Origin of the sequence: Sphingomonas sp. PAMC 26621 (assembly GCF_000251145.1) — a bacterium.
GTDB lineage: Bacteria > Pseudomonadota > Alphaproteobacteria > Sphingomonadales > Sphingomonadaceae > Sphingomonas.
Window position 1 is genome coordinate 40,603 of sequence record NZ_AIDW01000013.1, and the last position, 25,794, is coordinate 66,396.

General features: G+C 67.5%; 28 protein-coding genes and 1 tRNA gene. 14 read left to right on the plus strand and 15 right to left on the minus strand.

What is annotated here, in order from left to right; all coding sequences use genetic code 11:
* Positions 1 to 69 precede the first annotated feature (69 nt).
* Positions 70 to 1,296, plus strand: coding sequence for a threonine synthase (locus RI03_RS06210; protein WP_026046498.1), 1,227 nt, complete (start codon positions 70 to 72; stop codon positions 1,294 to 1,296).
* A gap of 190 nt (positions 1,297 to 1,486) precedes the next feature.
* On the opposite strand, the gene dapE is transcribed toward RI03_RS06210, so the two are convergent.
* Positions 1,487 to 2,620: a succinyl-diaminopimelate desuccinylase gene (dapE, locus tag RI03_RS06215; protein ID WP_010215971.1), complete on the minus strand. Its 1,134-nt coding sequence runs from the start codon at positions 2,618 to 2,620 to the stop codon at positions 1,487 to 1,489.
* A 286-nt stretch (positions 2,621 to 2,906) separates the two neighbouring features.
* On the opposite strand from dapE, the gene RI03_RS06220 reads away from it, so the two are divergent.
* Positions 2,907 to 3,539, plus strand: coding sequence for a PEPxxWA-CTERM sorting domain-containing protein (locus RI03_RS06220; protein WP_010215973.1), 633 nt, complete (start codon positions 2,907 to 2,909; stop codon positions 3,537 to 3,539).
* A 116-nt stretch (positions 3,540 to 3,655) separates the two neighbouring features.
* A complete protein-coding gene (locus RI03_RS06225) occupies positions 3,656 to 4,123 on the plus strand; it encodes a cupin domain-containing protein (RefSeq protein WP_010215975.1) in 468 nt (155 codons plus the stop codon).
* A gap of 18 nt (positions 4,124 to 4,141) precedes the next feature.
* Here the strand turns inward: RI03_RS06225 and RI03_RS06230 are convergent, their stop codons facing one another.
* Positions 4,142 to 4,810, minus strand: coding sequence for a glutathione S-transferase family protein (locus tag RI03_RS06230; RefSeq protein ID WP_010162943.1), 669 nt, complete (start codon positions 4,808 to 4,810; stop codon positions 4,142 to 4,144).
* A gap of 74 nt (positions 4,811 to 4,884) precedes the next feature.
* Here RI03_RS06230 and RI03_RS06235 point away from each other — a divergent pair, with 74 nt between their 5' ends.
* The 5 genes from RI03_RS06235 (at position 4,885) to RI03_RS06255 (ending at position 9,388) form a co-directional block, all read left to right on the plus strand.
* Positions 4,885 to 6,231 (plus strand): chloride channel protein, encoded by a 1,347-nt coding sequence (locus RI03_RS06235; protein ID WP_010215976.1) that lies wholly within the window; start codon positions 4,885 to 4,887, stop codon positions 6,229 to 6,231.
* Between the two features lie 184 nt (positions 6,232 to 6,415).
* Positions 6,416 to 6,796, plus strand: coding sequence for a hypothetical protein (locus tag RI03_RS06240; RefSeq protein ID WP_010215978.1), 381 nt, complete (start codon positions 6,416 to 6,418; stop codon positions 6,794 to 6,796).
* Entirely contained in the window at positions 6,796 to 7,935 is a 1,140-nt protein-coding gene (locus RI03_RS06245; protein WP_010215979.1) for a glutathionylspermidine synthase family protein, read from the plus strand. Before RI03_RS06240 ends, RI03_RS06245 begins: the two co-directional genes overlap by 1 nt.
* 1 nt (position 7,936) lies before the next feature.
* Positions 7,937 to 8,404, plus strand: coding sequence for an OsmC family protein (locus tag RI03_RS06250; RefSeq protein ID WP_010215980.1), 468 nt, complete (start codon positions 7,937 to 7,939; stop codon positions 8,402 to 8,404).
* A 279-nt stretch (positions 8,405 to 8,683) separates the two neighbouring features.
* Entirely contained in the window at positions 8,684 to 9,388 is a 705-nt protein-coding gene (locus RI03_RS06255; RefSeq protein ID WP_010215982.1) for a PEPxxWA-CTERM sorting domain-containing protein, read from the plus strand.
* A gap of 93 nt (positions 9,389 to 9,481) precedes the next feature.
* Here the strand turns inward: RI03_RS06255 and RI03_RS06260 are convergent, their stop codons facing one another.
* From RI03_RS06260 to RI03_RS06285, 7 genes are all read right to left on the minus strand, one after another.
* Positions 9,482 to 9,844 carry a hypothetical protein gene (locus RI03_RS06260; RefSeq protein ID WP_010162949.1) on the minus strand — a complete coding sequence of 121 codons (363 nt, stop codon included), beginning with the start codon at positions 9,842 to 9,844 and terminating at the stop codon, positions 9,482 to 9,484.
* A 249-nt stretch (positions 9,845 to 10,093) separates the two neighbouring features.
* A complete protein-coding gene (gene yihA / locus RI03_RS06265; RefSeq protein ID WP_010215984.1) occupies positions 10,094 to 10,729 on the minus strand; it encodes a ribosome biogenesis GTP-binding protein YihA/YsxC in 636 nt (211 codons plus the stop codon).
* A complete protein-coding gene (gene yidC, locus RI03_RS06270) occupies positions 10,726 to 12,495 on the minus strand; it encodes a membrane protein insertase YidC (RefSeq protein WP_010215986.1) in 1,770 nt (589 codons plus the stop codon). The genes yihA and yidC overlap by 4 nt, the downstream gene beginning before the upstream one ends.
* A gap of 37 nt (positions 12,496 to 12,532) precedes the next feature.
* Positions 12,533 to 12,766: a membrane protein insertion efficiency factor YidD gene (gene yidD / locus RI03_RS22630; protein ID WP_010215987.1), complete on the minus strand. Its 234-nt coding sequence runs from the start codon at positions 12,764 to 12,766 to the stop codon at positions 12,533 to 12,535.
* A 133-nt stretch (positions 12,767 to 12,899) separates the two neighbouring features.
* On the minus strand, positions 12,900 to 13,217 hold the full coding sequence (rnpA, locus tag RI03_RS06275) for a ribonuclease P protein component (protein ID WP_010162953.1): 318 nt from the start codon (positions 13,215 to 13,217) through the stop codon (positions 12,900 to 12,902).
* A 32-nt stretch (positions 13,218 to 13,249) separates the two neighbouring features.
* Entirely contained in the window at positions 13,250 to 13,384 is a 135-nt protein-coding gene (gene rpmH, locus RI03_RS06280; RefSeq protein WP_010162954.1) for a 50S ribosomal protein L34, read from the minus strand.
* 83 nt (positions 13,385 to 13,467) lie between these two features.
* On the minus strand, positions 13,468 to 13,794 hold the full coding sequence (locus tag RI03_RS06285; protein WP_238542293.1) for a hypothetical protein: 327 nt from the start codon (positions 13,792 to 13,794) through the stop codon (positions 13,468 to 13,470).
* 43 nt (positions 13,795 to 13,837) lie between these two features.
* Here RI03_RS06285 and RI03_RS06290 point away from each other — a divergent pair, with 43 nt between their 5' ends.
* The 4 genes from RI03_RS06290 to RI03_RS06305 all read left to right on the plus strand — a co-directional run bounded on the left by RI03_RS06290 (position 13,838) and on the right by RI03_RS06305 (position 16,634).
* A complete protein-coding gene (locus RI03_RS06290) occupies positions 13,838 to 15,343 on the plus strand; it encodes a YifB family Mg chelatase-like AAA ATPase (protein ID WP_010215989.1) in 1,506 nt (501 codons plus the stop codon).
* Positions 15,344 to 15,411: 68 nt separating this feature from the next.
* Positions 15,412 to 15,496: transfer RNA gene (locus RI03_RS06295), tRNA-Leu, on the plus strand.
* Between the two features lie 65 nt (positions 15,497 to 15,561).
* Complete coding sequence (locus RI03_RS06300) at positions 15,562 to 16,149, plus strand: hypothetical protein (RefSeq protein ID WP_010215991.1); 588 nt, start codon at positions 15,562 to 15,564, stop codon at positions 16,147 to 16,149.
* Positions 16,150 to 16,211: 62 nt separating this feature from the next.
* Entirely contained in the window at positions 16,212 to 16,634 is a 423-nt protein-coding gene (locus RI03_RS06305) for a DUF1810 domain-containing protein (protein WP_010215993.1), read from the plus strand.
* An 89-nt stretch (positions 16,635 to 16,723) separates the two neighbouring features.
* Here the strand turns inward: RI03_RS06305 and RI03_RS06310 are convergent, their stop codons facing one another.
* The gene (locus tag RI03_RS06310; RefSeq protein WP_010162960.1) at positions 16,724 to 18,577 is read right to left on the minus strand and encodes an ABC-F family ATP-binding cassette domain-containing protein; all 1,854 of its coding nucleotides are present in this window, start codon (positions 18,575 to 18,577) and stop codon (positions 16,724 to 16,726) included.
* Positions 18,578 to 18,715: 138 nt separating this feature from the next.
* Between RI03_RS06310 and RI03_RS06315 the strand changes: the two genes are divergently transcribed.
* Together RI03_RS06315 and RI03_RS06320 are read left to right on the plus strand one after the other, a co-directional pair.
* Complete coding sequence (locus tag RI03_RS06315; RefSeq protein ID WP_010215994.1) at positions 18,716 to 19,171, plus strand: GreA/GreB family elongation factor; 456 nt, start codon at positions 18,716 to 18,718, stop codon at positions 19,169 to 19,171.
* A 306-nt stretch (positions 19,172 to 19,477) separates the two neighbouring features.
* Positions 19,478 to 20,569: a glycosyltransferase family 4 protein gene (locus RI03_RS06320; RefSeq protein ID WP_010215996.1), complete on the plus strand. Its 1,092-nt coding sequence runs from the start codon at positions 19,478 to 19,480 to the stop codon at positions 20,567 to 20,569.
* A gap of 26 nt (positions 20,570 to 20,595) precedes the next feature.
* On the opposite strand, the gene RI03_RS06325 is transcribed toward RI03_RS06320, so the two are convergent.
* The 5 genes from RI03_RS06325 to RI03_RS06345 form a co-directional block, all read right to left on the minus strand.
* Positions 20,596 to 21,900 carry a sensor histidine kinase gene (locus RI03_RS06325; RefSeq protein WP_010215998.1) on the minus strand — a complete coding sequence of 435 codons (1,305 nt, stop codon included), beginning with the start codon at positions 21,898 to 21,900 and terminating at the stop codon, positions 20,596 to 20,598.
* A 29-nt stretch (positions 21,901 to 21,929) separates the two neighbouring features.
* The gene (locus RI03_RS06330; protein WP_010215999.1) at positions 21,930 to 22,649 is read right to left on the minus strand and encodes a response regulator; all 720 of its coding nucleotides are present in this window, start codon (positions 22,647 to 22,649) and stop codon (positions 21,930 to 21,932) included.
* Between the two features lie 51 nt (positions 22,650 to 22,700).
* Entirely contained in the window at positions 22,701 to 23,207 is a 507-nt protein-coding gene (locus RI03_RS06335; RefSeq protein WP_010216002.1) for an EF-hand domain-containing protein, read from the minus strand.
* Positions 23,208 to 23,381: 174 nt separating this feature from the next.
* Positions 23,382 to 24,167: a thioesterase family protein gene (locus RI03_RS06340; RefSeq protein ID WP_010216004.1), complete on the minus strand. Its 786-nt coding sequence runs from the start codon at positions 24,165 to 24,167 to the stop codon at positions 23,382 to 23,384.
* Positions 24,164 to 25,681 (minus strand): class I adenylate-forming enzyme family protein, encoded by a 1,518-nt coding sequence (locus RI03_RS06345; RefSeq protein ID WP_010216005.1) that lies wholly within the window; start codon positions 25,679 to 25,681, stop codon positions 24,164 to 24,166. The genes RI03_RS06340 and RI03_RS06345 overlap by 4 nt, the downstream gene beginning before the upstream one ends.
* Positions 25,682 to 25,794: the final 113 nt, after the last annotated feature.

Genomic DNA, 25,794 nt, shown 5'->3' on the forward strand with positions numbered 1-25,794 from the left:
CAAGACTAATGGTCCACGCTTTATGACAGCACGTTCATCCAAAAGGTGCAAGAAGGAAATGGAGTCCAAATGCCTAGCAACATGACGATTGATCGCCCGACGTTCGTTTCGCATCTCGAATGTTCGTTGACCGGGGAGCGGTATCCTGCGGATGTTCTCAGCGGGCTTTCACGGGCCGGACGCCCCCTCCTTGTTCGGTACGATTTGGCTGCACTCGGGGCTGCGGTTACGCGCGAGGCGATCATGGCGCGTCCCACCGACCTGTGGCGCTGGCGTGAGCTGCTGCCGGTGCGCCGGACCGAGAACATCGTCAGCCTCGGCGAGATCGAGACGCCGTTGCTCGCCATTCCCAAGAGCGCGGGCAGCCCCAATGTTCTGGTCAAGGACGAGGGACGCCTGCCGACCGGATCGTTCAAGGCGCGCGGGCTCGTCATGGCGGTGGCGATGGCGAAGGAACTGGGCGTGACGCGGATCGCGATGCCGACCAACGGTAATGCCGGTGCGGCGCTCGCGGCCTATGCGACGCGGTGCGGGATCGAGACGATCGTCTTCTGTCCCGACGATACGCCCGAGATCAACGTCCGCGAGATCGCGCTGCAGGGCGCGCGCGTTTACCGCGTCAACGGCCTGATCGACGATTGCGGCGCGATCGTCGGCAAGGGCGCGGCGGAAGGACGCTGGTTCGATTTCTCGACCCTCAAGGAGCCGTATCGGATCGAGGGCAAGAAGACGATGGGGCTCGAGCTTGCCGCGCAGTTCGGCTGGAAACTGCCCGATGCGATCTTTTACCCGACTGGTGGTGGCACCGGCCTGATCGGCATGTGGAAAGCGTTCGACGAGCTCGAGAAGCTCGGCTGGATCGGGTCGGAGCGCCCGCGCATGTATGCGGTGCAGGCAAGCGGCTGCGCACCGATCGTCCGCGCGTTCGAGGCGGGCGAGGAACATGCAGAACGTTGGGAAGACGCGGCGACGGTGGCGGCGGGGATCCGCGTCCCCAAGGCGGTCGGCGACTTCCTGATCCTGCGCGCGGTGCGCGAGAGCGGCGGCAAGGCGCTCGGCGTCGGCGATCCCGCGATCCTGCAGGCGGTCGACGATTGCGCGAGGAAGGACGGGCTGCTGCTCTGCCCGGAAGGGGGCGCGACGCTCGCGGCGTATCGCGAGGCGCTGCGGACCCGAGAAGTGGATGAGGACGAGCGCGTCGTGTTGTTCAATTGCGCGACCGGGCTCAAATATCCGATGCCTCGCGCGGACGCCGCGATCGACCGGTTCGCGCCGATCGACTTCGACGCGCTATAAGTACGTCGCGGGGGGAAACCAACGCTTCCCCCTTTCGACACTTCCCCGGCGAAGGCTGGGGCCAGGGGCGTTGGTGGCAGTAACGGCACGCAGCGGCCGACCTATTCCGTCTCGCTACATGGCCCCGGCCTTCGCCGGGGAAGCACTTTGAGCAGTCTGTGCGCGACAGACTTGCCGATCCTGCGCTGCCTCAAGCCGCCACGCTTACGATGATATCCGCGTAGATCGCGGTCAGCGCCGCGAGATCCGCCAGCGCGACCGCTTCGTCGAGCTTGTGCATCGTTGCGTTGAGTAACCCGAACTCGACCGTTGGGCACAAGCGCGACAGGAAGCGGGCATCGGACGTGCCGCCGGTGGTCGAAAGTTCGGGGACGATCCCCGTCTGCCGCTCGATCGCCGCCGCGACCAGCGCGGAGAGGGGGCCGGGCTCGGTTAGGAACGCCTCGCCCGAAATCCGCGCGGTGACGGTCGCGGCGGGATCGTGCCGCGCCACCAGCGCGGTGATCCGATCGACCAGCGCGGCTCCGGTCTGTTCGTCGTTGAACCGGATGCTGAGCCGCGCGTCGGCGCGGGCGGGAATGACGTTGGTCGCGGGGTTGCCGACGGTGATGTCGGTGATCTCGATATTCGACGGCTGGAACCAGCGGTTGCCCGCATCGAGCACGATCCCCTCGATCTCGGCGAGCATCGCGACCAGCCGCGGGATCGGATTGTCGGCGAGCTGGGGGTAGGCGACATGGCCCTGCTTGCCAGGCACGTGAAGCCAGAGGTTGACCGACCCGCGCCGCCCGATCTTGATCGTATCGCCGAGCCGCTGCGCCGAGGTGGGTTCGCCGACGAGGCACAGGTCGGGCGCGATGCCGCGGTCGCGCATCCGGTCGATCAGCGCGCGGGTACCGTAGGTGGCGGGGCCTTCCTCGTCGCCGGTGATGATGAGGCTGAGCGGTGCGCCCGGGGCCGCCGGGATCGCGGCGACGAACGCCGCGATCGCCCCCTTCATGTCGACCGCACCGCGCCCATACAGCAAACCGCCCCGCGTCGTCGGGGTGAAGGCGTCGTCGGTCCAGCCATCGCCGGGCGGGACGACGTCGAGATGCCCCGCGAACGCGAGATGCCGACCGGTACCGGCGCGGGTCGCGAGCAGGTTCTCGACCGGTCCGTCGGGCGCGTCGCCCACCACGAAGCGGTCGACCGTGAAGCCGAGCGGCGCGAGCGCGTCCGCGAGCACGTCGAACACCGCGCCGCGCGCGGGCGTGATGCTGGGGCAGGCGAGCAGGGCGGTCGCCAGCGCGGCGACGTCGAGGGCAGGGGCGGTGTGGTCCATCCTTCCGACATCGCCGATGCGACCGCCGCTTTCAATCCCGCCGCCGTCATGCGGAGATTGTCTCGGTGCCACCCGCGTTACGCCCGAACCCCGTCCGACGTGACTCAGGGAGGGACAGGCGCAAATCGCCGATGCGTCGCCGCCGCATCGCGATGCAGGCGGGGGCTGTCAGCCCGGCTTACACCCTCGCAGGGCATTAACGATAAAGGGCCCCGGCAATGCTCGATTGGCACGCCGTTTGCGAAGGTGATGGGCAGAGACGCATTGAAAATAGAGAGTAAAGTTAATGACTAAGACCATCCTGTTCGCTGCTGCCGCCACCGCACTCGCACTCGTTTCGACCGGCGCCAACGCCGCCGCAAACCTCGTCAGCGCAGCGGTCACGGGATCGAACGGCGCGACCGTATGGAACACGACCAGCTCGACCGGCAACTACACCGTCTTCCTGCAGCAGCCGCTCGGCAATGTGATGAACCCGACTGGCCAGGCGATCAACGATCCGACCGAAGCCGGCCTCAACAGCTTCACGATCAACGGCGACGGCTGGCCGATCGGTGGCAAGGCCGCATCGGACCCGCGCTACACGCTGACGCTCAAGTTCGCTGACGGCGCGACGATCTCGGGCGTGTACGATCCGCTTTTCGATGAGGCCCTCGATGTGACCTCGTCCACCGTCGGCAACACGACCTACACGTTTGTCGGTTTCGGCTGGGACCGCGTGCACGCCAACAATGTCAGCGGCAATGTCGCGCGCCCCGGCGGCGACGACCGGGATTATGCGGGCCAGTTCTCGTTCACCGCAGTCGAGGGCGCGGTTCCCGAGCCCACCACCTGGGCGATGATGCTCGCGGGCTTCGGCATGATCGGCCTCGGCCTGCGCTCGCGCCGCAGCGCCACGCCGCGGCTCGCCCACGCCTGATTTCGATCGGTGCAGCGTAGCGGGAAGGCTGCCGGTCCGATAGGACCGGCGGCCTTTTCGTTGTCTTGTCGAAACGACCGGGAGGCGCCATTCCACCGAGCGCTCAGCCGGAGGGAATGGTGCCGAAACTCGATCTCGCGATGATCCCACAGACAAACGCAACGGGGTATCCGCCGCCGTTCGATGCCGCGGTGGAAGGGCGCCTGTACCGTCGCCTGGCGCCCGTCGCCGGGCTGGTCCACCTCGGCGCGAGCCACGTCGTGCTTGCGCCCGGCGCGTGGTCGTCGCAGCGCCACTGGCATGAGGACGAGGACGAGCTGGTCGTCATGCTGGCGGGGGAAGCCGTGCTGGTCGAGGACGCGGGGGAGACGGTCCTGCGTCCGGGCGACGTCGCGGCCTTCGCCGCGGGGACGCGGAGCGGGCATCATTTGCAGAACCGCAGCGATGCGGACTGCGTCTTTGTCGCGATCGGCGCGGGGCCGAGGCTGGTGGGCGGGGATTATCCGGACATCGACATGCGCTTCGGGCCCGACGGCTACCACCATCGCGATGGAACGCCGTATGAAACGCGGCGCTTGCCCTGAACGGGGATGACGCGTGGGTTAAACGGTCGCGGCGGGCTGCTCGTATTGTTCGATCACCCATTCCTCTTCCTGCGCCTGCGCGATCCAGTCCTGGACGAACGGGTGGTGGAGCACCGCGTCCATATACCCGTTCGCGAAGCGCGCGATCGGCAGGCCGTAGGTGATGATCCGCGTGACGACCGGCGCATACATGATGTCGGCCGCGCCGAACGCGCCGAACAGGAAGTCCCCCTCGCCACCGAAGCGCGCGCGCGCCTGCGCCCACAATTCCATGATTCGCTGCAGGTCAGCAAGCACGTCGGCATCGGGGGCGACGGGCGCGAAGATCTGGCGGACGTTCATGCTGTGCTTGCGGCGCAGCGCGGTGAAGCTCGAATGCATTTCCGCCGCCATCGAGCGCGCCATCGCGCGCGCCGAATCGTCGGCGGGCCAGAACAGGTCGCGGCTGGTCTTCTCGGCGAGATATTCGACGATCGCGAGGCTGTCCCACACCACCGCGTCGCCGTCCCACAGGATCGGCACCTTGCCCGAGGAGGGCGCGAACTCGTCGCCCTCGCGGCGCTTGTCCCATTCGGCGTCGTACAGCGGGACGACCGCTTCCTCGAACAGCAGGCCCGATTGCTTGCACGCGAGCCAGCCGCGCATGGACCAGGACGAATAGGCCTTGTTGCCGATGATCAGTTTCATGCCCCCTGCCTAAGCGAGCGCCGGACGCCACGCAACGCCGCAATCCCGGGTGGCATCTCCGGGATCGATCCCGCATGACGCGCGGCATGAGTCGCAACATTCCCCAACTCGTCCGACTGGTGTCCATCGTCTGGCGGCGGCGCGGCTCGCGGCAGGCGGGGGAACATCTCGGGCGGCTGCGGCGGCGGATGGCCACCGGGGTCGGCGCTGTGCTGCTCGGGCTCGCGGCGCTGGCGTTTGCCGGGGTCAGCGACCGGGCGCAGGCATTCTTCGCGGCGTTCGTGGTCCGCTGGCCGTATGCGCCGCTGGTGCTGACGCCGGCGGTGTTCGTGCTGGTGGTGTGGATCACCCGGCGGTTCGCGCCTTTTGCGCGCGGCTCGGGCATTCCCCAGGTGATCGCGGCGAGCCGCGCGCCCGAATCGCGCGCGGCGGCGGCGCTGGTCTCGCTGCGGACCGCGGCGGCCAAGCTCGTGCTGACGGTGGTGATGCTGCTCGGCGGTGCTTCGGTCGGGCGCGAGGGGCCGACGGTGCAGGTCAGCGCGGCGATCATGGTCAAGGTCCACCGCTATTTCCGCGTGCCGATCACCGCGGGCGTGCTGATCGCGGGCGGCGCGGCGGGCGTTGCGGCGGCGTTCAACACGCCGCTCGCAGGGGTCGCCTTCGCGATCGAGGAACTTGCCGCCGCCTATGAACAACGCGTCGCGGTGCTGGTAATGGGTGCGGTAATGATCGCGGGGCTGACCAGCCTCGGTATTTCAGGGGATTACGTCTATTTCGGCGCGATGCACGCGACGCTCGGCGTGACCGCGGTGCTGACGCTGGCGCCGGTCGCAGGCGTGCTGGGGGGCGCGGCGGGGGGTGGCTTCGCGCGGCTGGTGCTCGGGTTCGCGACGACGCAATGGCGTCCGGTGGTGGTCGCGCGGTCTCGACCGATCCTGCTTGCGCTCGGTTGCGGTCTCGTCGTGGCGGTGCTGGGAATCGCGACCGGCGGGAGTACCTGGGGGACGGGCTATGGCGCGACCCGCGCGCTGGTCGAGGGGACGGGGCAATCGCAATATTTCGGCCCCGCCAAGTTCCTCGCGGCGCTCGCGACGACGCTGAGTGGCGCGCCGGGCGGGATCTTCGCGCCGTCGCTGGCGGTCGGGGCGGGGCTGGGCAATCTGCTGACCGGGCTGTTCAGTGCCGAACCGGCGGGCGCGGTCGTTCTCCTCGGCATGACGGCGTATTTCGTCGGCGTAGTGCGCGCGCCGCTGACCGCGGTGATCATCGTGATGGAGGCGACCGCTGCACGGGGAATGATCTTGCCGTTGTTCGCGACCGCGCTGATCGCGGATGCGGCGAGTACGCTGGTGTGCCGCGAGCGGCTGTATCAGGGGCTCGCCAAGCCGTTCCTTGCGCTGGTCGAGGACAAGCGCGACTGAGCGGCGAAGCGGCGAGCGAGGGATCTGGTGGGAACGAGACCGTCGTGCACCGTTCTCCCGCAAAGGCGGGAGTCCGGGGGGCGCATGCACTGCCAGCGGCTGGTCCTGGGCACGGCTAGGCCCGGTTTTCCTGTTCCCGCCGCCCCGCGTGCCTTATGCTCGCGATACACGGGGAGGTTTTTCGATGACGAAGCGTACGTTCGATCCCAGATTTCTACCCATCACCAGCGCAGTCGCGACCGCGTTGCTCGCGAGCGGCTGTGGCCCCTCGACCGACGTCGCCCGGTCCGATGTCGCGGTGTGCCGCGATGCGAACGGCGTGCGCACGGCGGACGCCAATTGCGCGCGCAGCGGTGGCGGGCACGGCATGAACGGCGCGATCATGGGCGCGGCGGCGTGGTATTACCTCTCGCGCGGCAGCGTCGTGCCCCCGATGGGGCGACCGCTGGCGGGCGGCTACATGTCGCCGCGCGCCGGGACGAGCTACGCGCGCGCGTCCGCCGCGACCGTCTCGCGCGGTGGCTTCGGCATGAGCGCGCGTGGCGGCGGCGGGGGTGGCGAGTGATGCGCCGGATCGAAACGACGCCGCGCGCCGACTGGCAGGCGCAGGTCGAGGCGTTGGGGCTCGTCTGGCACACCGCCGACGGCAAGCCCTATTGGGACGAAAGCGCGTGCTACAGCTTCACCGCCGCGCAGATCGCGACGATCGAGTCGGCGAGCGCCGACCTGTACGAGATGTTCATCGCGGCGGGCCAGCACGTGCTCGACCGCGAACTGTTGGGCGATTTCGGCATTCCCGACTTCTGCCACGATGCGATCCACGATTCGTGGAACGCCGAGCCGCCCGCGCTCAATTTCGGGCGCTTCGACCTTGGCTATGACGGCGTGGCACCGCCCAAATTGTTCGAGTTCAACTGCGACACGCCGACTTCGCTGGTCGAGGCGGCGGTGATCCAGTGGGACTGGAAGGAAGCGGTCTTCCCGGATGCGGACCAGTATAACCGCCTGCACGAGGCGCTGATCGCCAAGTGGCGCGACATCGCGCCGCCGCCAGGGAGCAGCGCGCTGTATCTCGCGCACGTCGCCGACGCGGCGGGCGAGGACAGCGTCACCACCGCCTATCTCGCCGATACCGCACGCGCGGCGGGGATCGAGACGCGGCTGATCGAAATGCCGGAGCTTGGCTGGGACAGCGCAGGGGGGCGGTTCGTCGATCTCGACAACATGCCGATCGACGCGATCTTCCATCTTTATCCATGGGAATGGCTGGTGAATGAGCCGTTCGGCAAGGATCTGGTCGAAAGCCTTGGCACGACGCTTTGGATCGAGCCGATCTGGAAGATGCTGTGGAGCAACAAGGCGATCCTCGCGGTGTTGTGGGAACTGTTCCCGGGGCACCCCAATCTGCTCGAGGCGCGGCGGACGCCGCTGCTCGGGGACCATGTCCGCAAGCCGCTGCTCGCGCGCGAGGGTGCGAACGTGACGCTGGTCAAGGGCGGCGCGACGCTCGCGGAAAGTGCCGGCGACTATGGCGCGGAAGGATTCGTCTATCAGGCGCTCTACGACCTGCCCGGCAGCGGGACGCAGCGCCCCGTGATCGGCGCGTGGGTGGTCGACGGCGCGCCCGCGGGCATGGGGATCCGCGAGGACGGCCCGATCACGGGCAATACCGCGCGCTTCGTGCCGCACATCATCGAGGGGTAGCATGGCGGGGCACGATTTCACCGCGCGGATCGCGTGGACCGGCAATCGCGGGGCGGGGACGCAAAGCTACCGGGGATACGACCGGACCTGGGACCTGGTGACGCCCGGCGGGGCGGCGGTCGCGTGCTCGAACGATCCTCGGCTCGGCGGCGATCCCACGCTGCCCAATCCCGAGGATCTGCTGCTGTCGTCGCTCGCGGCGTGCCACATGCTGTGGTTCCTGCATCTGGCGAGCAGCGCCGGGATCGTCGTGACGGGCTATGCCGACGATCCGCTCGGTGTGGGCGAAAGCGCGCCCGACGGAACCGGGCGGTTCGTCCGCGCGGTATTGCGGCCGCACATCACGCTGGCGGCGGGGAGCGACGTGGCGGCGGCGGATGCACTCCATGCGCAGGTCGGCGCGCATTGTTTCATCGCGCGGTCGGTGGCGTTTTCGGTGGAGCATGCGGCGACCTACGCCGAGGGCTGAACGACGGGGGAGACTCCCGGGGTTCAACACCCGCGTGGCGAACGGGTGAACCGGCGAACGGTTCGGCACGGATTGTCCAGACGCTTCGGTGGGAACGCTTGCGCCAGCGCGGCATGTCATAATCTGTCCTGACAGCCCGTACGCTGGTTACCTTCTTTCGTACGAGACTGCGTATATTTACCGAACATTAACGTTCCTTCCGCGCCTGGCGGCTGATGCGCGCCGGTGACGAGCGGGTTTACCGCTGGTCCTGCTCAATCCGTTGGAAAGGGAAGTTTCATGAAGCATATCGGATTTCTGGCGATAGCGACCGCCATGGGCATCGCGGCCTCCGCGCCGGCGAGCGCAACCGTCCTGATGCCCGGCCAGAGTGGCGTGGCTTTTTCGGCATTCAACGCCGCCACGCGCGGAACCCGGCTCGCCGAGATCGAGACCGGGACGACCGGTGCCACCACCTACACCGGTTTCCTGCGCAGCGCGGTGTATCAGAACACGCTGGGGACGCTGGATTTCTATTATCAGGTCGCAATCAGCACGATCAATGCGGGCGATGAAGTGTACAACCTGACCACCGCGGGCTTCCTCGGTTACACCGTCGATGCACTGGTCGATACGACCGACTTCGACGGCGCGGGCATCTTCGCCGCCGCCAACAACCCCAATTTGCAGGGGCCCCCCGGCTCGACCACGACCGCTTCGCGCAACGGCAGCGGTTCGGTCGTCCGGGCGGACTTCGGCGACAATGGGCTGGAAGCGGGCGGCCAGACCAGCGCGACCTATATCTTCCGCACCAACGCGACCGGCTACAATTTGGGCGGCACCTTCACGACGCAGGACGGGTCGGTCGCGCAGCGCGCCAACTTCCAGCCGACCGGCGCGGTTCCCGAACCCGCGACCTGGGCAATGATGCTGCTGGGCTTCGGCGGGATCGGCTTTGCACTGCGGCGCCTGCGTACGCGCGCCCCCCGCGTATACGCCGCCTGATCCGGATCATCCGGATACCAAGGGAAAGCCGTCGGCCTCGTGCCGGCGGCTTTCTTGTTTCGAATGTATGGGAAACGGCGCGTGGCGGCGGGCTCAGCGACCGCGGCGATACCCGCCGAACTGCGTGCTTTCGAACGACACAACCGCGCCGGCATTGTCGCCCAGCGGGATCGCCGCAACGCCGTACGCGCTGCGCAGGCCGTTCGAACCGATCATCGCACCGACTTCGCCGTGAATCCCGAGGCCAGGCTTGCCGGACTCGTCACGTTCGCCGCGTGCAATCGCTGCGCTTTCCACGGTGTTGCTGTTCAGGATAGCGTCGCGCTCGGCATCGCTGAGGCGGATCGTGTCACCTCGCGGGGTGGAGCTGGTAGGGGCAGAAGGCGCCGGATCGAGGTTTTGCGCAAAGGCGCCGCCCGACGTGCCCGTGATGCCCGCGACGCATGCGGTTGCCATGAGGAGGGGGCGAAGGGGCTTTGGCATCTTACGGCTCATGCCGCGGGTATAGAGCAGGATGCGGTGGACGTCTAATCCAGGTGAGCGATCCCGCTTTTTCTGTCCTTCCCCGGCGCAGGTCGGGGCCCAATAGAGAAGGCTGCTGTAACAGGATGTTGCGCTCGCAAACTCAACGCGCGCTCCTGGGCCCCGGCCTTCGCCGGGGAAGCAGTAGAGCAGAAGGCCGTCAGCGCGGGCAGCGCCTTCCCCTCAGCCGATCGCCTCGATCACCGCGGCGCGCAGTTCGGGGATGCCCAGCCCGGTATCGCTCGACGTCACCAGAATGTCCGGATGCGCCGCGGGCCGCTTGCGGGCTTCAGCCGCCGTCGCCTCGGTCACCTCGGCGAGGTCGCTTGCCTTGATCTTGTCCGCCTTGGTCAGCACCATGCGATAGCTGACCGCCGCCTTGTCGAGCATCTCGAGGATCTCGCGGTCGACGTCCTTGATGCCGTGACGCGAGTCGATCAGCACGAGCGCGCGTTTGAGCACGTCGCGCCCGCGCAGGAAGTCGTTCACCAGGAAGCGCCATTTGCGGACCATGTCCTTGGGCGCCTTGGCAAAACCATAGCCGGGCATGTCGACGAGCCGGAACGTCAGCGGCGTTCCGACGTCGAAGAAGTTGAGCTCCTGCGTCCGCCCCGGCGTGTTCGACGTACGCGCGAGCGAATTTCGATGCGTCAGCGCGTTGAGCAGCGACGACTTGCCGACGTTCGAGCGCCCGGCGAACGCAACCTCCGGCACGACCGCATTGGGCAGGAATTCGAGCGCGGGCGCGGACTTCAGGAAGGCCACCGGCCCCGCGAAGATCTTGCGCGCCGCCTCGATCGCTTCGGGTTCGAAACTCATGCCTTGACGACCTTCGTAGCGGCAGGCTCACGCATGCCCGGGTGACGCGCATACAGCAACCGCTGCTGCGCGACGGTCCACAGGTTCGACGTGATCCAGTAGACCTGCAGGCCGACCGCGAACGGCGCCATCACGAACATCAGCACCCACGGCATCAGCGCGAACACTTGCTTCTGGGCATCGTCCATCGGCGCAGGGTTGAGCTTGAACTGGAAGAACATCGACACGCCGAGCAGCACGGGCACGATCCCGATCGCGAGGAACGGCGGCAGATGGTACGGCAGATAGCCGAACAGGTTGAGGATCGTCGCAGGGTCGGGCGCGGATAGATCGTGGATCCAGCCGACGAACGGCTGGTGGCGCATTTCGATCGTCAGCAGCAGCACCTTGTACAGCGAGTACATGATCGGGATCTGGATCAGCGTCGGCAGACAGCCCGCGAGCGGGTTGACCTTTTCGGTCTTGTAAAGCGCCATCACTTCCTGCTGCTGGCGCGCCTTGTCGTCCTTATACTTCTCCTGGATCGCCTTCATCTTGGGCTGGAGCGCCTTCATCGCCGCCATCGACGCGAACTGGCGCTGTGCGACCGGGAAGATCAGCGTGCGGATCGTGACGGTGAGCAGGATGATCGCGACACCGAAGTTGCCGATCATGCGGAACAACCAGTCGAGATATTTGAAGATCGGCTTCTCGACGACCTCGAACCAGCCCCAGTCGATCGCCTTGCCGAAGTGGCGGACGCCGAGGCGATCCTCATAGCGGTCGAGCGTGTTGGTTTCCTTGGCACCGGCGAACAGCTTGGCGGTGGTGACGAGCGCCTTGCCCGGCGCGACGACGCGCGGGGCGAGCGTGAAGCCGCCCTGGAAGGTGTCGCCCTTGGCAGCGGTGAAGCCGGCATGGACCGAACTGTTGGCGTCGGGAATGACCGCGGCGAGCCAGTATTTGTCGCCAAAGCCGACCCAGCCGCCATTGCCGTCGAACATGTTCTCGCCGGGCTTGGCACCGCTGCCCCAGATCTTGCCGAAGAACGAGGCGTCCTTGCCCTTCAGATTGTCATAGGTGATGTCGTAGGTCGCGCCCTTGTCGAACACGCCGATCGGGCCGACGTGGTTGGTCCAGGTGTCGGCCTCGGTGCCGATGCCGGTGCGCGAGATGATCGAATAGGCGCGCAGCGCGATGGGCGTCGCGCCCCCGTTGGCAGCGACCTGGCGGACGGTGAACATGTACTTGTCGTCGATCGCGACGGTCAGTGCGAACCGCTGGCCCTGCGGGTTCGCATAGCTCAGCGTGACCGGCTGGCCGGGGCGCAGCACGTTGGACGAAGCGGTGTAGACGGTGTCGCCGTTGGGGACGGTCACGCCGTCGCCCGACCAGCCGAAGCCGGCGTAATAAGCGTCCTTGGTCCCGCGCGGCGAAAACAGCCGAATCGGGGGCGAGCCCTTGGCAACCGTTTCCCGATATTGCGACAGCGTCAGATCATCGACGTACGCGCCCTTGAGGTTGATCGACCCGTTGAGCTTGGGCGTCTCGATCCGGATCCGCTGGCCCGCGCTTTCGCGCAGCACGAGGTTGCGATCGCGGACTGCCATCGCACCGTCCGCGGCGGGGCCGGTCGAGGTGTCGAGCGCCTTCGACTTGCCCTTGACGACCTTGGTCGCGGGCGGGTTCGCCGCGGGGAAGAACTTCTGGGTGAGGAAGTTGCTGCCGAGCAGGATGATCGCGGCAAAGAGCGCGAAGAGGATGAAATTCTTGCTGTCGTGCTTCACGCGAGTCGTATCCGTTCGTCGATCAGGGTTTCGGCGATCATGGGACCGGGTCGGGTCCGTACCCGCCCCAGGGATGACAGCGCGCGATTCGTTTCGCGGCCAGCCATCCGCCCTTCACAGCGCCATAGCGGCGAAGCGCGGTAATTGCATAGCTTGAACAGCTTGGCTGATAGCGGCAGCTTGGCGGAAGCACCGCGGACGGGCCAATCTGCCACCCACGCGCGACCAGGATCAGCGCACGGGCGAGAAGGGTGGGGCGCGGGGTGCACATCAACAAGGACCGTCACCCCGGGCTTGTCCCCGGGTCCACCGCGCCGACGGCACGGCAGCCGAATTCAGCGGCGGGAGCGCGCCGCACCGTGGATACCGGTACGAAGCCGGTATGACGGAAAGGGAGGTGAAGATCACCGCACCACCTTCGCCAGCGCTTTGGTCAATTCGCTGCGCATCGCCGCGTAATCGCGTTCGATTCCGCCGCTACGGCCGATCAGCACGTGATCCGCGCCCTCGACTCCGGCGACCGGCAACAGCTCGCGCGCCAAGGCACGCAGCCGGCGCTTGAGCCGGTTGCGGATGACGGAATTGCCGACTTTCTTGGTGACGGTAAACCCCACGCGCATCGCCGGGGAACCATCGTCGCGCCGCCGCATCAACAGGACGAATCCCGGCATCGGCGCGCGTTTCCCCGCGTTCGCGGCGAGGAAATCGGCGCGGCGCGCCATCGTCTCGATGGTCGCGCCGCGGTGATCCCGGTTTACGCCGACAGCTTCTTGCGGCCGCGGTTGCGGCGGGCGCGAATCACGTTGCGGCCACCCGGGGTCGCCATGCGCGAGCGGAACCCGTGGCGGCGTGCACGCACCAGATTGCTCGGCTGAAAGGTCCGCTTCATCGTTCATTCCCTAGGACTGCAAACAGAAAAGGGCCGCCACGCGGACGGCCTCGTAAGCGGTCCCCCTAGGCAAAAAGGGCGGGCTAGTCAATTGCGCGATCACGCGCACGGCGGCGGGCGGCGCTGCGGCGGCGTAGCCCCATGTCCGCATAATGGCCGACCTTGGGCCAGCGACGCTTGGCATGGACGAAACGCTTCTTCGCCCACAGCGAATTCTGCAGCATCAGCGCGAGTCCCGCCGCGAACACGAAGATCCCGCCAGGCCCCGGAATCGCCCCGACGATCGGCGAGGCGACGACGAGCACGACCCCGGTCGAGAACAGCGTGAGCCGGAGCATCGGGTGGCGGGTGGATCGCATCGCGCTAGCATGTGGGAAGCCGGGCGCGCTTGGCAAGACGGTGGACTTCATCGGCCGTGCCGTTAAGCCCCGTCGCAGGCCCGGGGGGGAAGCAATGGTAGCAAGTGTGTCGACGGTGGCATATCTGGGGCTGGAGGCGCGCGCGGTCGAGGTGCAGGTCCAGTTGATCCCGGGGTTGCCCGCGTTCAACGTGGTGGGCTTGGGCGACAAGGCTGTCGGCGAAAGCCGCGAGCGCGTGCGCGGCGCGATCGCCGCGATGGGGCTGGCGCTGCCGCCCAAGCGGATCGTGGTCAATCTGTCTCCCGCCGATCTGCCCAAGGAAGGCTCGCATTTCGACTTGCCGATCGCGCTGGCGTTGCTCGCGGCGATGGGGATCGTCGATGCCGAGGACCTTGGCGACTATGTCGTCGTCGGCGAACTCGGGCTCGATGCGCGGATCGCGCCGTCGCCGGGGGTATTGCTCGCGGCGTTGCATGCGTCCGAACTCGGCAAGGGGCTGATCTGCCCGGTCGCCCAGGGGGCGGAGGCGGCGTGGGCGGGGCAGGGCGTGCTCGCGGCGCCCGACATCCTGGCGCTGATCAACCACTTCAAGGGCCACGGACTGCTCTCCCCGCCGCCGCCGGGGCAGGCGGAACCGATCATGCCCGGCCCCGACCTGCGGCAGGTCAAAGGGCAGGAAACCGCCAAGCGCGCGCTCGAGATCGCGGCGGCGGGCGGGCATAATCTGGTGATGGTCGGGCCGCCCGGGTCGGGCAAGTCGCTGATGGCGTCGTGTCTCCCCGGCATCCTCCCGCCGCTCGACGCGGCCGAGGCACTCGAGGTGTCGATGGTCGCGAGCGTCGCGGGGACGCTGACCGGCGGGCGACTGACCCGCACGCGGCCGTTCCGTGCGCCGCATCACTCGGCGTCGATGGCGGCGCTGGTCGGCGGTGGGCTCAAGGTCAAGCCGGGCGAGGTGAGCCTCGCGCATCTCGGCGTGCTTTTCCTCGATGAACTTCCCGAATTCCGGCGAGTCGTGCTCGATTCGCTGCGCCAGCCGCTCGAGACGGGGACGGTGAGTGTCGCGCGCGCCAATGCGCACCTGACTTTCCCCGCGCGCGTTCAACTGATCGCGGCGATGAATCCGTGCCGCTGCGGACATCTCGGCGATGCGGCGCTCGCCTGCTCGCGCGCGCCACGCTGTGCGGTCGATTATCAGGCGAAGGTGTCGGGGCCGTTGCTCGACCGGATCGATCTCCACATCGAGGTGCAGGCCGTCAGCGCCGCCGATCTCGTCCTGCCGCCCCCGGCCGAAGGCTCCGCCGAGGTCGCCGCGCGGGTCGCGGCTGCCCGCGCGATCCAGCGCGCACGCTACGCGGGGGAGGGCGTGCGGACCAATGCCGAGGCGGATGGCGCGCTGCTCGATCGGGTGGCGACTCCGGACGCGGCAGGGCGTGCGCTGCTCGCGCAGGCGGCGGAGGCGATGCGGTTGTCGGCGCGGGGTTATACGCGCGTGCTGCGGACCGCGCGGAGCATTGCCGATCTTGCGGGAGTCGAAGGGGTCGGGCGGGCGCATGTTGCGGAGGCGCTAAGCTATCGTCGGCGCTCCGCGGTGAATTGAGCGAAGCTGTCATCGCGCTGCAACAGGGTGTTGCAGCGAAGCGTGGGTTACGCTAGCGGGTCTGGCGTGCGGGCGTGGTGGAACTGGTAGACGCGCCGGACTCAAAATCCGGTTCCGCAAGGAGTGTCGGTTCGATTCCGACCGCCCGCACCACTTTTCAGGCCGTCGCGTTCTACCACTGCGTTGTCGGCGCAGTCCGCGCGGTCTAGCGTTCTCGCATGCCCCGCGCGCTGAAAGTCTTTCGCACCCCGATCGGTTTCCACGACGCCTATGTCGCCGCGCCGACGAAGAAGGCCGCGCTCGCGGCATGGGGCAGCACGCACGACCTTTTCGCGCGCGGCGTGGCGGAGATCGTCACCGATCCGGCATTGACCGAGGAACCGCTGGCGCAGCCCGGGGTGGTGCTCAAGCGGTCGCGCGGGACGACCGCGGAACAGATCGCGGCGCTTCCCGCAGTCGAGCGCCCCGCCGCGAGCGCGGACGCTGCGGCGGAACCAGAAACTGCGAAGCCAAGGCGTCCGGCACCGACCAAGGCGAACGGCAAACCCAGGCCAGCGCCGCCGCGCCCCTCGCCCGATGCACTGGAAGCTGCCGAAGCGGCGGTCGCGGATGCGGAACGCCGTCATGCCGAGGAAAATCGCGCGCTTGACCGCGAGCAGGCCGCGCTGGACCGCAAACGTCGCGATCAGACGCGGGAACAGGCTGCCGTGTTGAAAACACTGCTCGATTCGGCCTATCGCGCCAAGGAAAGCTATGCTGCGGCGCTTAAACGTTGGCGGGCTGCGCGTACTACCGGTGAGGAGTAGCGAACTAAACGCGGCGTGATACGTTGATGATGACAGATGCCGAGCACCATCAGGATAAGATAATGGCGCAGTTCGATCTTTCCCGCTTTTCGAGCGCTCAGAGCGATATGTTTGAAACGGCCCTTTCCGAGATACGGGCGGGCGAAAAACGTAGCCATTGGATCTGGTTCGTCTTTCCGCAGATTGCCGGATTGGGAACCAGTTCGACCGCGAACCATTTCGCGATCCGTACGCTCGACGAGGCGCGCGCCTTCATCGACGACCAGCTGCTGGGGGACCGGTATCTGACCGCGGTGGAAGCGTTGCAGACACTTCCCGGGGGGAGCGCGGAGCGTGTGTTCGGCGGGGTCGATGCGATGAAATTACGATCTTCGCTGACGCTTTTCGAGGCAGCGGGAGGTGCTGCCGTCATCGGCCACGCGCTTGAGAAATGGTTCGGCGGCGAGCGTGACGCGCGGACCCTTGCGCTGATCGACGCCGACTGAGCCTGGCTTCGTCCGGCGCGTCGGCGGTCGTCCGCCCGCACCGCTGTGCGAGGGCCGAACGGGTGGGGCGAACCCCGCCCCTCAACCCCTCATGCGGTTTCCAGCGACTCGCTCACCTCGAACCACACCGCTTCCGCCGCGCCGAGTTTCTTGCTGATCTGCGCGTGTTGCTTGGCCAGTTCCGCCGGGTTCATCCGCGAGAGCCATGCTTCCGCCGCCGCAGGATCCGCCATCGCGCGGTCGACCGCGTTCAACTGCTTGGTCAGCTTGGCGACCAACGCCTCGGCTTCATGCGCTTTTTTCTGCAAAGCGACCGCCGCGGCGGAGATCTGCGGCTTGTCGTCCTTCTTGACCGCCTTCGACTTGGCGCCTTCGCCGCCACCGTCGCCGGCGAGCACGAAGGCGATATAATCCTCCATGCTGCCCGCATATTCCTTGGCGGTGCCGCCATCGACCAGCACGAGCCGGTCGGCGGTCAGCTCGACCATGTGGCGATCGTGGCTGACGAGGATGACCGCGCCGTCATAGGCGTTGAGCGCCTGCACCAGCGCCTCGCGCGCATCGACGTCCAGATGGTTGGTCGGCTCGTCGAGGATCAGCATGTGCGGTGCGTCGCGTGTGATCAGCGCGAGTGCCAGACGCGCGCGCTCGCCGCCCGACAGCTTGCCGACCTTCTGCGTCGCCTTGACGCCCGAGAAGCCGAACCGCCCAAGCTGCGCGCGGACCGCGCCCGGCGTCTTGCCCGACATCATCCGCGTCATGTGTTCGAGCGGCGTATCGTCCCCGTCGAGTTCCTCGACCTGATACTGGGTGAAATAGCCGACGCGCATCTTGCCGCTGGCGTTCATCTCGCCGTCCATCGTCGGCAATTGCGCGGCGAGCAGGCGCGCGAGCGTCGTCTTGCCGTTGCCGTTGCGGCCCAGCAGCGCGACGCGGTCGTCCGGATCGAGCCGGAGGTTGAGCCGCTGGAGGATCGGCTTTTCGGCATAGCCGACCGCCGCCATGTCGAGCGTGATCAGCGGCGGGCGCAATTCCTCTGGCGACGGGAATTCGAACGACAGCGTCGGATCCTCCGCCATCGACGCGATCGGCTGCATCTTGGCGAGCATCTTCTGCCGGCTCTGCGCCTGTTTCGCGGTCGAGGCGCGCGCGCTGTTCTTGGCGATATATTCGCTGAGCTTGGCGCGTTGCGTGTCTTGCGCGGCCTTGGCGGCGGCGAGCTGTGCGACACGCTCGGCGCGCTGGCGCTCGAAACTGTCGTAGCCGCCGGTGTAGAGGTGGACCTTGCCCCCCTCGAGATGGAGGATCGTGTCGACCACGTTGTTGAGCAGGTCGCGCTCGTGGCTGATGACGACCATCATCGCGGGATAGCTCTTGAGGAAGTTCTCGAGCCACAAGGTCGCTTCGAGATCGAGATGGTTCGACGGCTCGTCGAGCAGCAGCAGGTCGGGCTCGGAGAAGAGCAGCGAGGCGAGTGCGACGCGCATCTTCCAGCCGCCCGAATAGCTGTCGAGTGGGCGGCCCTGCATTTCCTCGTCGAACCCGAGGCCGACGAGGATGCGCGCGGCGCGCGCGGGGGCGGTATAGGCGTCGATCGCGATCAGGCGTTCGTGGATCTCGCCGACGCGGTTGGGGTCCTGGCTGGTCTCCGCCTCGATCAGCAATTCCGCGCGCTCGGTATCGGCGGCGAGCACCTGCTCGATCGGCGTGGTCGTGCCCGAGGGCGCTTCCTGCGCGATATAGCCGATGCGGGTGCCGCGCGGCATCTCGATCTCGCCGAGGTCGGGTTCGAGCTGGCCGATCATCACCTTCATCAGCGTGGATTTCCCCGCGCCGTTACGTCCGATCAGCCCGACACGACTTTTCGGGGGCAAGGCCGCGCTCGCGCCGTCGAGGATGGCGCGCCCGCCGAGGCGCACCGTGATACCGTTGATGTTCAGCATGTCCGACCGCGTAGCAGAATGTTGCGCCGCACCCAAGGGGCAGATGGGGGGGGCAGATCGGCGGGGCAGATCGGGGCAGGGTGCGCTGGTGGACATTCGCGGCCCGAGGCCGGATGATGACCGCATGAGGACCACCCAATGAGCGTAGCGTTTCGTCGTGATAGCGACGAGGAACATCTCGAGCCCAAGTTCGAACGGCCGATCGCGCCGGGGCCCAATCTGGTGACGGCGCATGGTCTTGCGCTGATCGATGCCGAAGTCGCGCGGATCGATGCCGCGCTGGAACAAGCATCCGAGGAAGACCGCGTCGCGTTGCTCCGCGACCGGCGGTACTGGCACACCCGGCAGACGACCGCCGAGGTCGTCGGCCCTCCCGCGCCGGGCGAAATCGGCATCGGCAGCCAGGTGACCTTTGTACTGGGCGGAACCGAACGCACGGTCCAGATCGTCGGCGGTGACGAGGCGGACCCCGCGGCGGGCCGGATCGGCTTCCAGGCCCCGCTCGCGCGCGCATTGATCGGCGCGGAGGTGGGCGAGACGGTAGCGTTCGGCGGAAAGGCGGATGCAATCGCGATTATGCGCGTGAGCGGGTGAAACGGAAACGCGGCGGTCGAGCGGGGACGTTCATCTCGTCCAATCGTCGTACGGCCAAATACGCGCTTTCGCAGCGTAGAGCATGATGGTAGGCGCAATCAGGTGTGAGAAGAGTGTAAAGTCGCGGTGCAAGCGTATGTGTAATGTCGATCAAACACAGCGCTTGTCGTGAACCGGCAGCCTATATCGGAGCTAGCTGGTGCCGGTGCTCTCGTGATTCATCAATCGTACACCTTGATTCTGAATATAGAATTAGCCTTCTGGGACGGCCGATACTGGGCTGATCCGTTGTGGCACAAGGACTTGATGCTGCATTTGGCAAGCATCGAGGCGCTGACGCTCGTCTGTCCCGCGCGAGACCTTCGTCCGCCGGCAGACTGGCTCGCCTGTTGTGACGACAGGCTGACGATCCTGAACGTCGGGCCTCTGTCTCGCGGCATGGTTCTTCGGATTCCCCGGATTGCGGCGCTGCTCTGGCGTGTCATCGGGCAGCATGAGATCGTCCATACCGGGCTTGCCGGCTGGCCCTTTCCACTGGGGTGGATCGCCGCGCCGATCGCGCGGATCCGCCGACGGTTCCTCGTGATCGTGGTCGAATCGAGCTTCTGGCGCGTCGTACCCGGAACGGCCGGGGTGGCGGCGCGCGTCAAAGCCCGCGTTTTCGAGGCCGCCAACCGGCTCTGCGTGACATGGGCGGCGGCGACGTTTTTCACCACGGACGCGTATGCGGCTGAGCTTGGGAAAGGGGCGCGGGGGTACAAATCCGTTTCGCCGGCCACCTGGATCGATGACGCGACGATCCTGTCGCGGGAGACGATCCTCGCGCGGCAGAAACGTCCCGACGCGCGGTTGTTGTTCGTCGGTCGCTTGTCGTCCGCGAAGGGCATCGACGTGCTGCTCTCCGCAATCGCGCAAAGCGACGTGGTGGTCGACATTCTGGGAGAGGGCGATCGGCGCGCCGATTGCCAGGCGATCGCGGAGCAATTTCCCGAACGGGTGCGGCTGCTGGAGTCGATCCCCTATGGACCCGGTTTCTTCGAGACGCTCGACCGCTACACCGCGCTCGTCGTACCCACCTTGTCGGACGAACAGCCGCGTATCATCGCCGATGCGTTCGCGCGGGGGGTTCCCGTCATCGCCTCCGCGACCACAGGCAATTGCGGGTTCGTGACGCGGGACCATTCCGGGTGGCTCGTCCCGACCGGGGACTCCAAGAGCCTCGCCGCGGCGATGACAAGCGCGCTCGCCGACCCCGATTGCGCGTTGCGATTTGGCCTCAACGGCCGCGATCGGATTGCGACGCACACGCATAGCGCGATGCATGAGCGGCGGGCGGAAGAGATTGATCGCGAATTCCGGATCGGGTTGCGACAGCGGGCGGTGCTGGTCGCGGCATGAAGTCGCAGGCAACGCTGGATCGGCGCTTACCGCGGCAACGTGATCCGCGCGACCAGCCCGCCGCCAGCACGATTTTCCAGCGCGATATCGCCGCCCGCATCGCGGACGATCGATCGCGCTAGCGCGAGCCCCAGACCGATTCCCCCGGTCCCGCGATTGCGTGAGGTTTCCAGCCGGGTGAAGGCGTCGAACACGTCCTCGAACCGCTCCGCCGGAATGCCGGGTCCACGGTCGCACACCGCAATCTCCACGGCATGCGGCAGGGCGGTCACCTTGACCTCTGCTGCCCCCGCATATTTTAGCGCATTCTCGATCAGGTTGCGCACCGCGCGGCGCATCAGGCCGGGGCGCAGCCGCATCCGCAGCCGCGCGGCTTCCTCGAACACCACGTCGCTGCCGAGATCGCGGAAATCCTCGACCACCGCATCGACCAGGGCGGCGAGATCGACCTCGGTCGGCGGCTCGCTCGGGCGCCCGAGCCGCGCGAGCGACAGGATGTCGTCGAGCGTGCTGTTCATCTCGGCGATCGTCTCGGCCATCTTCTCGCGGTCGGTATCGTCCTCGACCGACTCGATGCGGACACGCAGCGCCGCCAGCGGCGTGCGCAGATCATGCCCGATCGCGCCGAGCATCCGGTCCTTTTCGTCGAGCATCGCGGTGACGCGGAGCCGGAGCGCGTTGAACGCGGTGATCGTGTCGCGCACGTCGTGCGGACCGCGTTCGGCGACGGGGACGTCGACCTCGCCCGGCACGAACGTCCGCGCCGCTTGCGCGAGGTGCCGCAAGGGCTGTGAAATGCGGCGGCCGGCCCATAGCAGCGGGAGGAGCATGATCGCGTAGAGGATCAGCGTCTGCGCGATCAGCCGCCACACTATTCCCGAATCGTTGCGCATCCACGGCAGGTTGAGCGCGAGCCAGCGGTGGTCGGGCCGTTCGACCGCGACGACCAGCTCGCCGCCATCGCGGAGCAGCCGTTCGACCCGGTCGTGGCTGATGAAGCGCAGTCGCGGATTGTCTCGCGTCAGCGGGATGACCTGCGTCTCGATCCGGCCCGGCCGGACCCCGGCCTCGACCAGCGCGGTACGCAGCGCCTGTTCGACCTCGCTCCTGCGCACGCCGCCGGGGGGCACGGGCGAGGCGGCGAGCAGGCGCAGCCGGCGGTTGTGGTCGTTGGGAAGCCGCCCCGCCGCGATCCGCTCCTCGGCATCGACGATCCGCGCGACGGCGGGGGCGGTCGCTTGGTCGATCCGTGCCTGGCGCCGGTCCTGCAGGAAGACCGTGAAGTTGATCGCCTGCGCGAAGAACAAGGCGGCGGCGATCAGCAGCGCCATCTGCCCCGACAGGCTGCGCGGAAGCAGCCTCAAAGCCGCGTGACTTCGGCAGCCAGCGTGTAGCCGCCGCCCCAGACGGTCTTGATGAGGTCCGGGGCCTTGGGGTCCGCCTCGATCTTGCGGCGCAGGCGGCTGACCTGATTGTCGATCGCGCGGTCGAACGCGGCAGCCTCGCGGCCCTGCGTCAGGTCGAGCAACTGGTCGCGCGTGAGCACCTGGCGCGGGCGGGTGACGAGCGCGTGCAGCAGGTTGTACTCGCCGGTCGACAGCGGGACCGACACGCCGTCGCGGTCGACCAGCGTGCGCTCGCCCGATTTGAGGACCCAGCCGGCGAACGCGAACGAGCCCGCCTCCGGCGCATGCTGGCGGGTGCCACCGGCGGCGGCGCGGCGCAGGATGACTTTCACGCGCGCTGCCAGTTCGCGCGGGGAGAAGGGCTTCACGACGTAATCGTCCGCGCCCATTTCGAGCCCGACGATCCGGTCGGTCTCCTCGGTTCGCGCGGTGAGCAGGATCACCGGGATCTCGCCGGTCTCGCGGATGTGGCGCGTGAGGCTGAGGCCATCCTCGCCCGGCATCATGATGTCGAGGATGACGAGGTCGATCGCATAGGCGTTCATCCGCGCGCGCGCGCCCTCGGCGTCGCCCGCCTGAGTCACGCGGAAGCCCTGCCGCGTCAGATATTGCGCAAGCGGTTCGCGGATCGAGCGTTCGTCGTCGACGAGCAGCAGATGCGGCGTATCTCCCATCGGATCGGGGTTTAGCATGATGCTCCGCTCAAGGAAGGCCGGCCCGTCGCGCTACTGCGCCGGACGGGCCGGGGTGGGGGCAGGGGCGATCGCGTCGGCGGGGTCGGAGCGGGCACCGCGTTGCATGGCGCGGGCGCGCTCGGTCCAGGCCTGCATTTCGGCGGGGGTGATCGTCCCGTCGCGGTTCTCATCGATCCGGTCGAAACGGTTGCCCGCCTGAACGAGATATTCGGAGCGCGAGAGCTTGCCGTCATGGTCGGCGTCTGCGCGGCCGAGCATCCGCGCGCCGGGGCCGGTCATCTCGTCGGCGGCGAGGAAGCCGTCGTGGTTGAGGTCGAGCCGGTCGAACCGCTGGCCCGCCTGCGCATCCGCTTCGGCGCGCGAGATCTTGCCGTCGCCATTGGTATCCGCGCGGAGCATTCCCGCCATTGGCGCGCGTTCGGGGGCGGCGGCTTGCGGCGTGATCGATGGCGCGGTTGCGCGCGGCATCTGCTGCGCGGTCGCGGCGAGCGGCGCGAGGGTTGCGAGGATCGTCGCCGTCAGGAGCATCGTGCGCATTGCGGTTTCCTTTCAGGGCGTCGTGCCCGCATCGGTATCGTCGACGGTATCGAGGGTAGCTGTCGCGGCTGTATGTCGACAATCCGCGAAACTGTATCAAAGTGTAGCGCAGGAGACAGCGGAGTCGCGTTCCTGCGCCCTTGTGTTCGCGTCGGAGCAGTACCGTGCGTGCCGTCAGCCGAAGATCGCGACGCTCTGCATCGCCTGCGCGACGGGTTCGCCGTCCGCGTTCCACACCATCATCGTCTGGCTCGATCCGCCCGCGACCGCATGGTCCGATCGGGCGGACAGCAGCCACCAGCCGTCGGTCGTGCGCGGCGTGGGCGTAAGCAGGTTGACGATCCAGGTGAGCGAACTGAGCGGCACGAAATCCTTGCCGAACAGCTTGAACGCGGCAGGGGGAAGCGCATCGCCGATCGCCATCAGCTCGACCATCGGATCGATACCGGTATGGTCGCGCAGTCGCGCCCAGCGCAGCCATTCCGCTGCGCCTAGATCGCGGTCGCCATCCTGCTTGAGGTCGAGGAAATTGAAGTTGCCGGTGAAGAACTCATCGGGGCCGGTGTAGAGCGTGGCGTCAGGCGCAGGCGGCGGAAGCGGTTTGCGCAAGGCCCCCTGCAAGTCGACGCGCGACGGGTGCCCATCCATGAACACGAACATCGCGCGATAGCCGAGCCCCGCGTCCGAGGTGATATCCGCCTGGATGAACGCCGCGGTCCGGCCGCGCCGGAGCTTGGTCGCGGTGACGGTGATCTCGCCCGCCAGCGGCCCGATGAACGACACCTGCGCAGAGCGAAGTGGCGGAAGATCTGGCTCGACGCCTTGCGCCGCGTGGAGCGCGAGTGCGCTCGACAGGCCGCCATAAGCGGTGCGCCCTTGCAGCCAGTCGGTCGGCACTGCCGCACGGAAACCGTTGTCGACCGGCGTGGCGGCGGCGAGGATCTCGGCGATCGGCGTCATGCCGGCAGCCGCTCGCGCAGCTCGCGCTTGAGCACCTTGCCGATCGCGCTGCGGGGCAACTCGTCGATCGCGTGGAGCGCGGAGAGGCGCTGCGTCTTGCCGAGCTGGGCGTTGGTCCAGTCGAGGATCTCGTCGATGCGCGCATCCACCCCGGTGTGGGGCACATAGAAACCGACCGGCGTCTCGCCCCACGCTTCGGACGGCATGCCGATGACGCTGCAATCCGCCACTGCGGGATGCCGCGACAGCACGGCCTCGAGGTCGGTCGGATAGACGTTGAACCCGCCCGAGATGATCAGGTCCTTCTTGCGGTCGAGCAGCGTGAGGAACCCGTCCGCATCGAACCGCCCGACGTCGCCGTGGCGGATGAAGCGGTTGCCCGCCGCGTCGAACCATTCCGCCGCCGATGTCGCTTCGGCGCGGCCATGATAACCGGTCATCATCGCGGGCGAGCGGCCGACGACTTCGCCCATCTCGCCCTGCGGGACTTCGTTGCCGTCGTCGTCGATCAGCCGGATGTCATGCCCCTCGACCGGGCGTCCGACCGTGTGGAGCTTGTCGGGATAGGCGTTGGCGACGAGCAGGCAGGTGCCGCCGCCCTCGGTCATGCCGTAATATTCGACCAGCAGCCCGGGCCAGCGCGCGACCACGTCGGCCTTGAGCGCGGCGGAGAAAGGCGCGCTGGTGCAGGTCTTGAACGCGAAGCTCGACAGGTCGAACCGGTCGAAATCGGCGAGGCCCATGATCCGGCTGTACTGGACCGGCACGAGCATCGTGTGCGTCGCGCGGTGGCGTTCGGCGAGCTGGAGGAAGCCGCGCGCGTCGAACTTCTTCATTAGCACGACCGTCCCGCCCCAGCCGAGCGTCGGCAGGAAGCTGACCAGCGTGGTGTTGGAATAGAGCGGGGTCGCGATGATCGTGACGGCTTGCGCGAACCCCGCGGCCTCGTTGCGGTTGATGTGCGCCCAGCGCATCGCGTGGCTCTGGACGATGCCTTTCGGCGTGCCGGTGGTTCCCGAGGAATAGATGATGTTGAACGGGTCTTCAGGCGCGATCTCGACCGGCTGCGGGCGCGCGCCCTCGGGGGCGATCCAGTGGCCGAGCGACTTGAGATGCACGAGCTTGCCGGGGATGCGGTGCCCGGCCATCGCGGCGGCGGCGTCCGCGTCGATGAAGGTGATCGGCGCGGCGCAATCCGCGATCATCGCGACGATCGACTCCGGCGTGGCCGAGGGTGCGATCGGGGTGGCGACGCAGCCAACGCGGAGCGCGCCCAGGAAGACGGCGGCATAGTCGATGCTGGGGGAACCGAGGATCGCGACCGCCGCGCCCTTCCGCACCCCGTCGCGTTGCAGCGCCGCGGCGATCCGGTCCATCAGCGCCTCGAGCGCGGCGTAGTCGATCTCGCCCCCGGCTTCGGCCAGCGCGACCTTGTCGCCATGTTCCTGCGCGTGCGCGTGGATCAGGTCGGGGAGGGTGGCGAAGTCGCTGGCGAGGAGGGCGGCGGCGGTCATGAAGCCTCGTTTCGGAATCCGGAAGTTCGAGTCTGCTAGGGGAGATGGGGGTGGAACGCCATACGCGATGTTCGAAAGCCACGCGGTGTCATGCATGCCTCCCGCCCTCCGTT

Excerpts from the sequence above, each read along its gene's own strand:
- RI03_RS06305 (WP_010215993.1), top strand. The coding sequence starts at position 16,212 with ATGGCGCAGTTCGATCTTTCCCGCTTTTCGAGCGCTCAGAGCGATATG.
- RI03_RS06260 (WP_010162949.1), bottom strand. The coding sequence starts at position 9,844 with ATGGCAACCGCATGCGTCGCGGGCATCACGGGCACGTCGGGCGGCGCC.
- RI03_RS06310 (WP_010162960.1), bottom strand. The coding sequence starts at position 18,577 with ATGCTGAACATCAACGGTATCACGGTGCGCCTCGGCGGGCGCGCCATC.
- RI03_RS06255 (WP_010215982.1), top strand. The coding sequence starts at position 8,684 with ATGAAGCATATCGGATTTCTGGCGATAGCGACCGCCATGGGCATCGCG.
- RI03_RS06320 (WP_010215996.1), top strand. The coding sequence starts at position 19,478 with ATGCTGCATTTGGCAAGCATCGAGGCGCTGACGCTCGTCTGTCCCGCG.
- RI03_RS06245 (WP_010215979.1), top strand. The coding sequence starts at position 6,796 with ATGCGCCGGATCGAAACGACGCCGCGCGCCGACTGGCAGGCGCAGGTC.
- RI03_RS06325 (WP_010215998.1), bottom strand. The coding sequence starts at position 21,900 with ATGGCGCTGCTGATCGCCGCCGCCTTGTTCTTCGCGCAGGCGATCAAC.
- RI03_RS06250 (WP_010215980.1), top strand. The coding sequence starts at position 7,937 with ATGGCGGGGCACGATTTCACCGCGCGGATCGCGTGGACCGGCAATCGC.
- RI03_RS06330 (WP_010215999.1), bottom strand. The coding sequence starts at position 22,649 with ATGGGAGATACGCCGCATCTGCTGCTCGTCGACGACGAACGCTCGATC.
- RI03_RS06230 (WP_010162943.1), bottom strand. The coding sequence starts at position 4,810 with ATGAAACTGATCATCGGCAACAAGGCCTATTCGTCCTGGTCCATGCGC.
- RI03_RS06240 (WP_010215978.1), top strand. The coding sequence starts at position 6,416 with ATGACGAAGCGTACGTTCGATCCCAGATTTCTACCCATCACCAGCGCA.
- RI03_RS06290 (WP_010215989.1), top strand. The coding sequence starts at position 13,838 with ATGGTAGCAAGTGTGTCGACGGTGGCATATCTGGGGCTGGAGGCGCGC.
- rnpA (WP_010162953.1), bottom strand. The coding sequence starts at position 13,217 with ATGGCGCGCCGCGCCGATTTCCTCGCCGCGAACGCGGGGAAACGCGCG.
- RI03_RS06210 (WP_026046498.1), top strand. The coding sequence starts at position 70 with ATGCCTAGCAACATGACGATTGATCGCCCGACGTTCGTTTCGCATCTC.
- RI03_RS06315 (WP_010215994.1), top strand. The coding sequence starts at position 18,716 with ATGAGCGTAGCGTTTCGTCGTGATAGCGACGAGGAACATCTCGAGCCC.
- RI03_RS06340 (WP_010216004.1), bottom strand. The coding sequence starts at position 24,167 with ATGACGCCGATCGCCGAGATCCTCGCCGCCGCCACGCCGGTCGACAAC.
- RI03_RS06285 (WP_238542293.1), bottom strand. The coding sequence starts at position 13,794 with ATGAAGTCCACCGTCTTGCCAAGCGCGCCCGGCTTCCCACATGCTAGC.
- RI03_RS06225 (WP_010215975.1), top strand. The coding sequence starts at position 3,656 with ATGGTGCCGAAACTCGATCTCGCGATGATCCCACAGACAAACGCAACG.
- RI03_RS06300 (WP_010215991.1), top strand. The coding sequence starts at position 15,562 with ATGCCCCGCGCGCTGAAAGTCTTTCGCACCCCGATCGGTTTCCACGAC.
- dapE (WP_010215971.1), bottom strand. The coding sequence starts at position 2,620 with ATGGACCACACCGCCCCTGCCCTCGACGTCGCCGCGCTGGCGACCGCC.
- RI03_RS06220 (WP_010215973.1), top strand. The coding sequence starts at position 2,907 with ATGACTAAGACCATCCTGTTCGCTGCTGCCGCCACCGCACTCGCACTC.
- RI03_RS06235 (WP_010215976.1), top strand. The coding sequence starts at position 4,885 with ATGACGCGCGGCATGAGTCGCAACATTCCCCAACTCGTCCGACTGGTG.
- RI03_RS06345 (WP_010216005.1), bottom strand. The coding sequence starts at position 25,681 with ATGACCGCCGCCGCCCTCCTCGCCAGCGACTTCGCCACCCTCCCCGAC.
- yihA (WP_010215984.1), bottom strand. The coding sequence starts at position 10,729 with ATGAGTTTCGAACCCGAAGCGATCGAGGCGGCGCGCAAGATCTTCGCG.
- RI03_RS06335 (WP_010216002.1), bottom strand. The coding sequence starts at position 23,207 with ATGCGCACGATGCTCCTGACGGCGACGATCCTCGCAACCCTCGCGCCG.
- yidD (WP_010215987.1), bottom strand. The coding sequence starts at position 12,766 with ATGTGCACCCCGCGCCCCACCCTTCTCGCCCGTGCGCTGATCCTGGTC.
- rpmH (WP_010162954.1), bottom strand. The coding sequence starts at position 13,384 with ATGAAGCGGACCTTTCAGCCGAGCAATCTGGTGCGTGCACGCCGCCAC.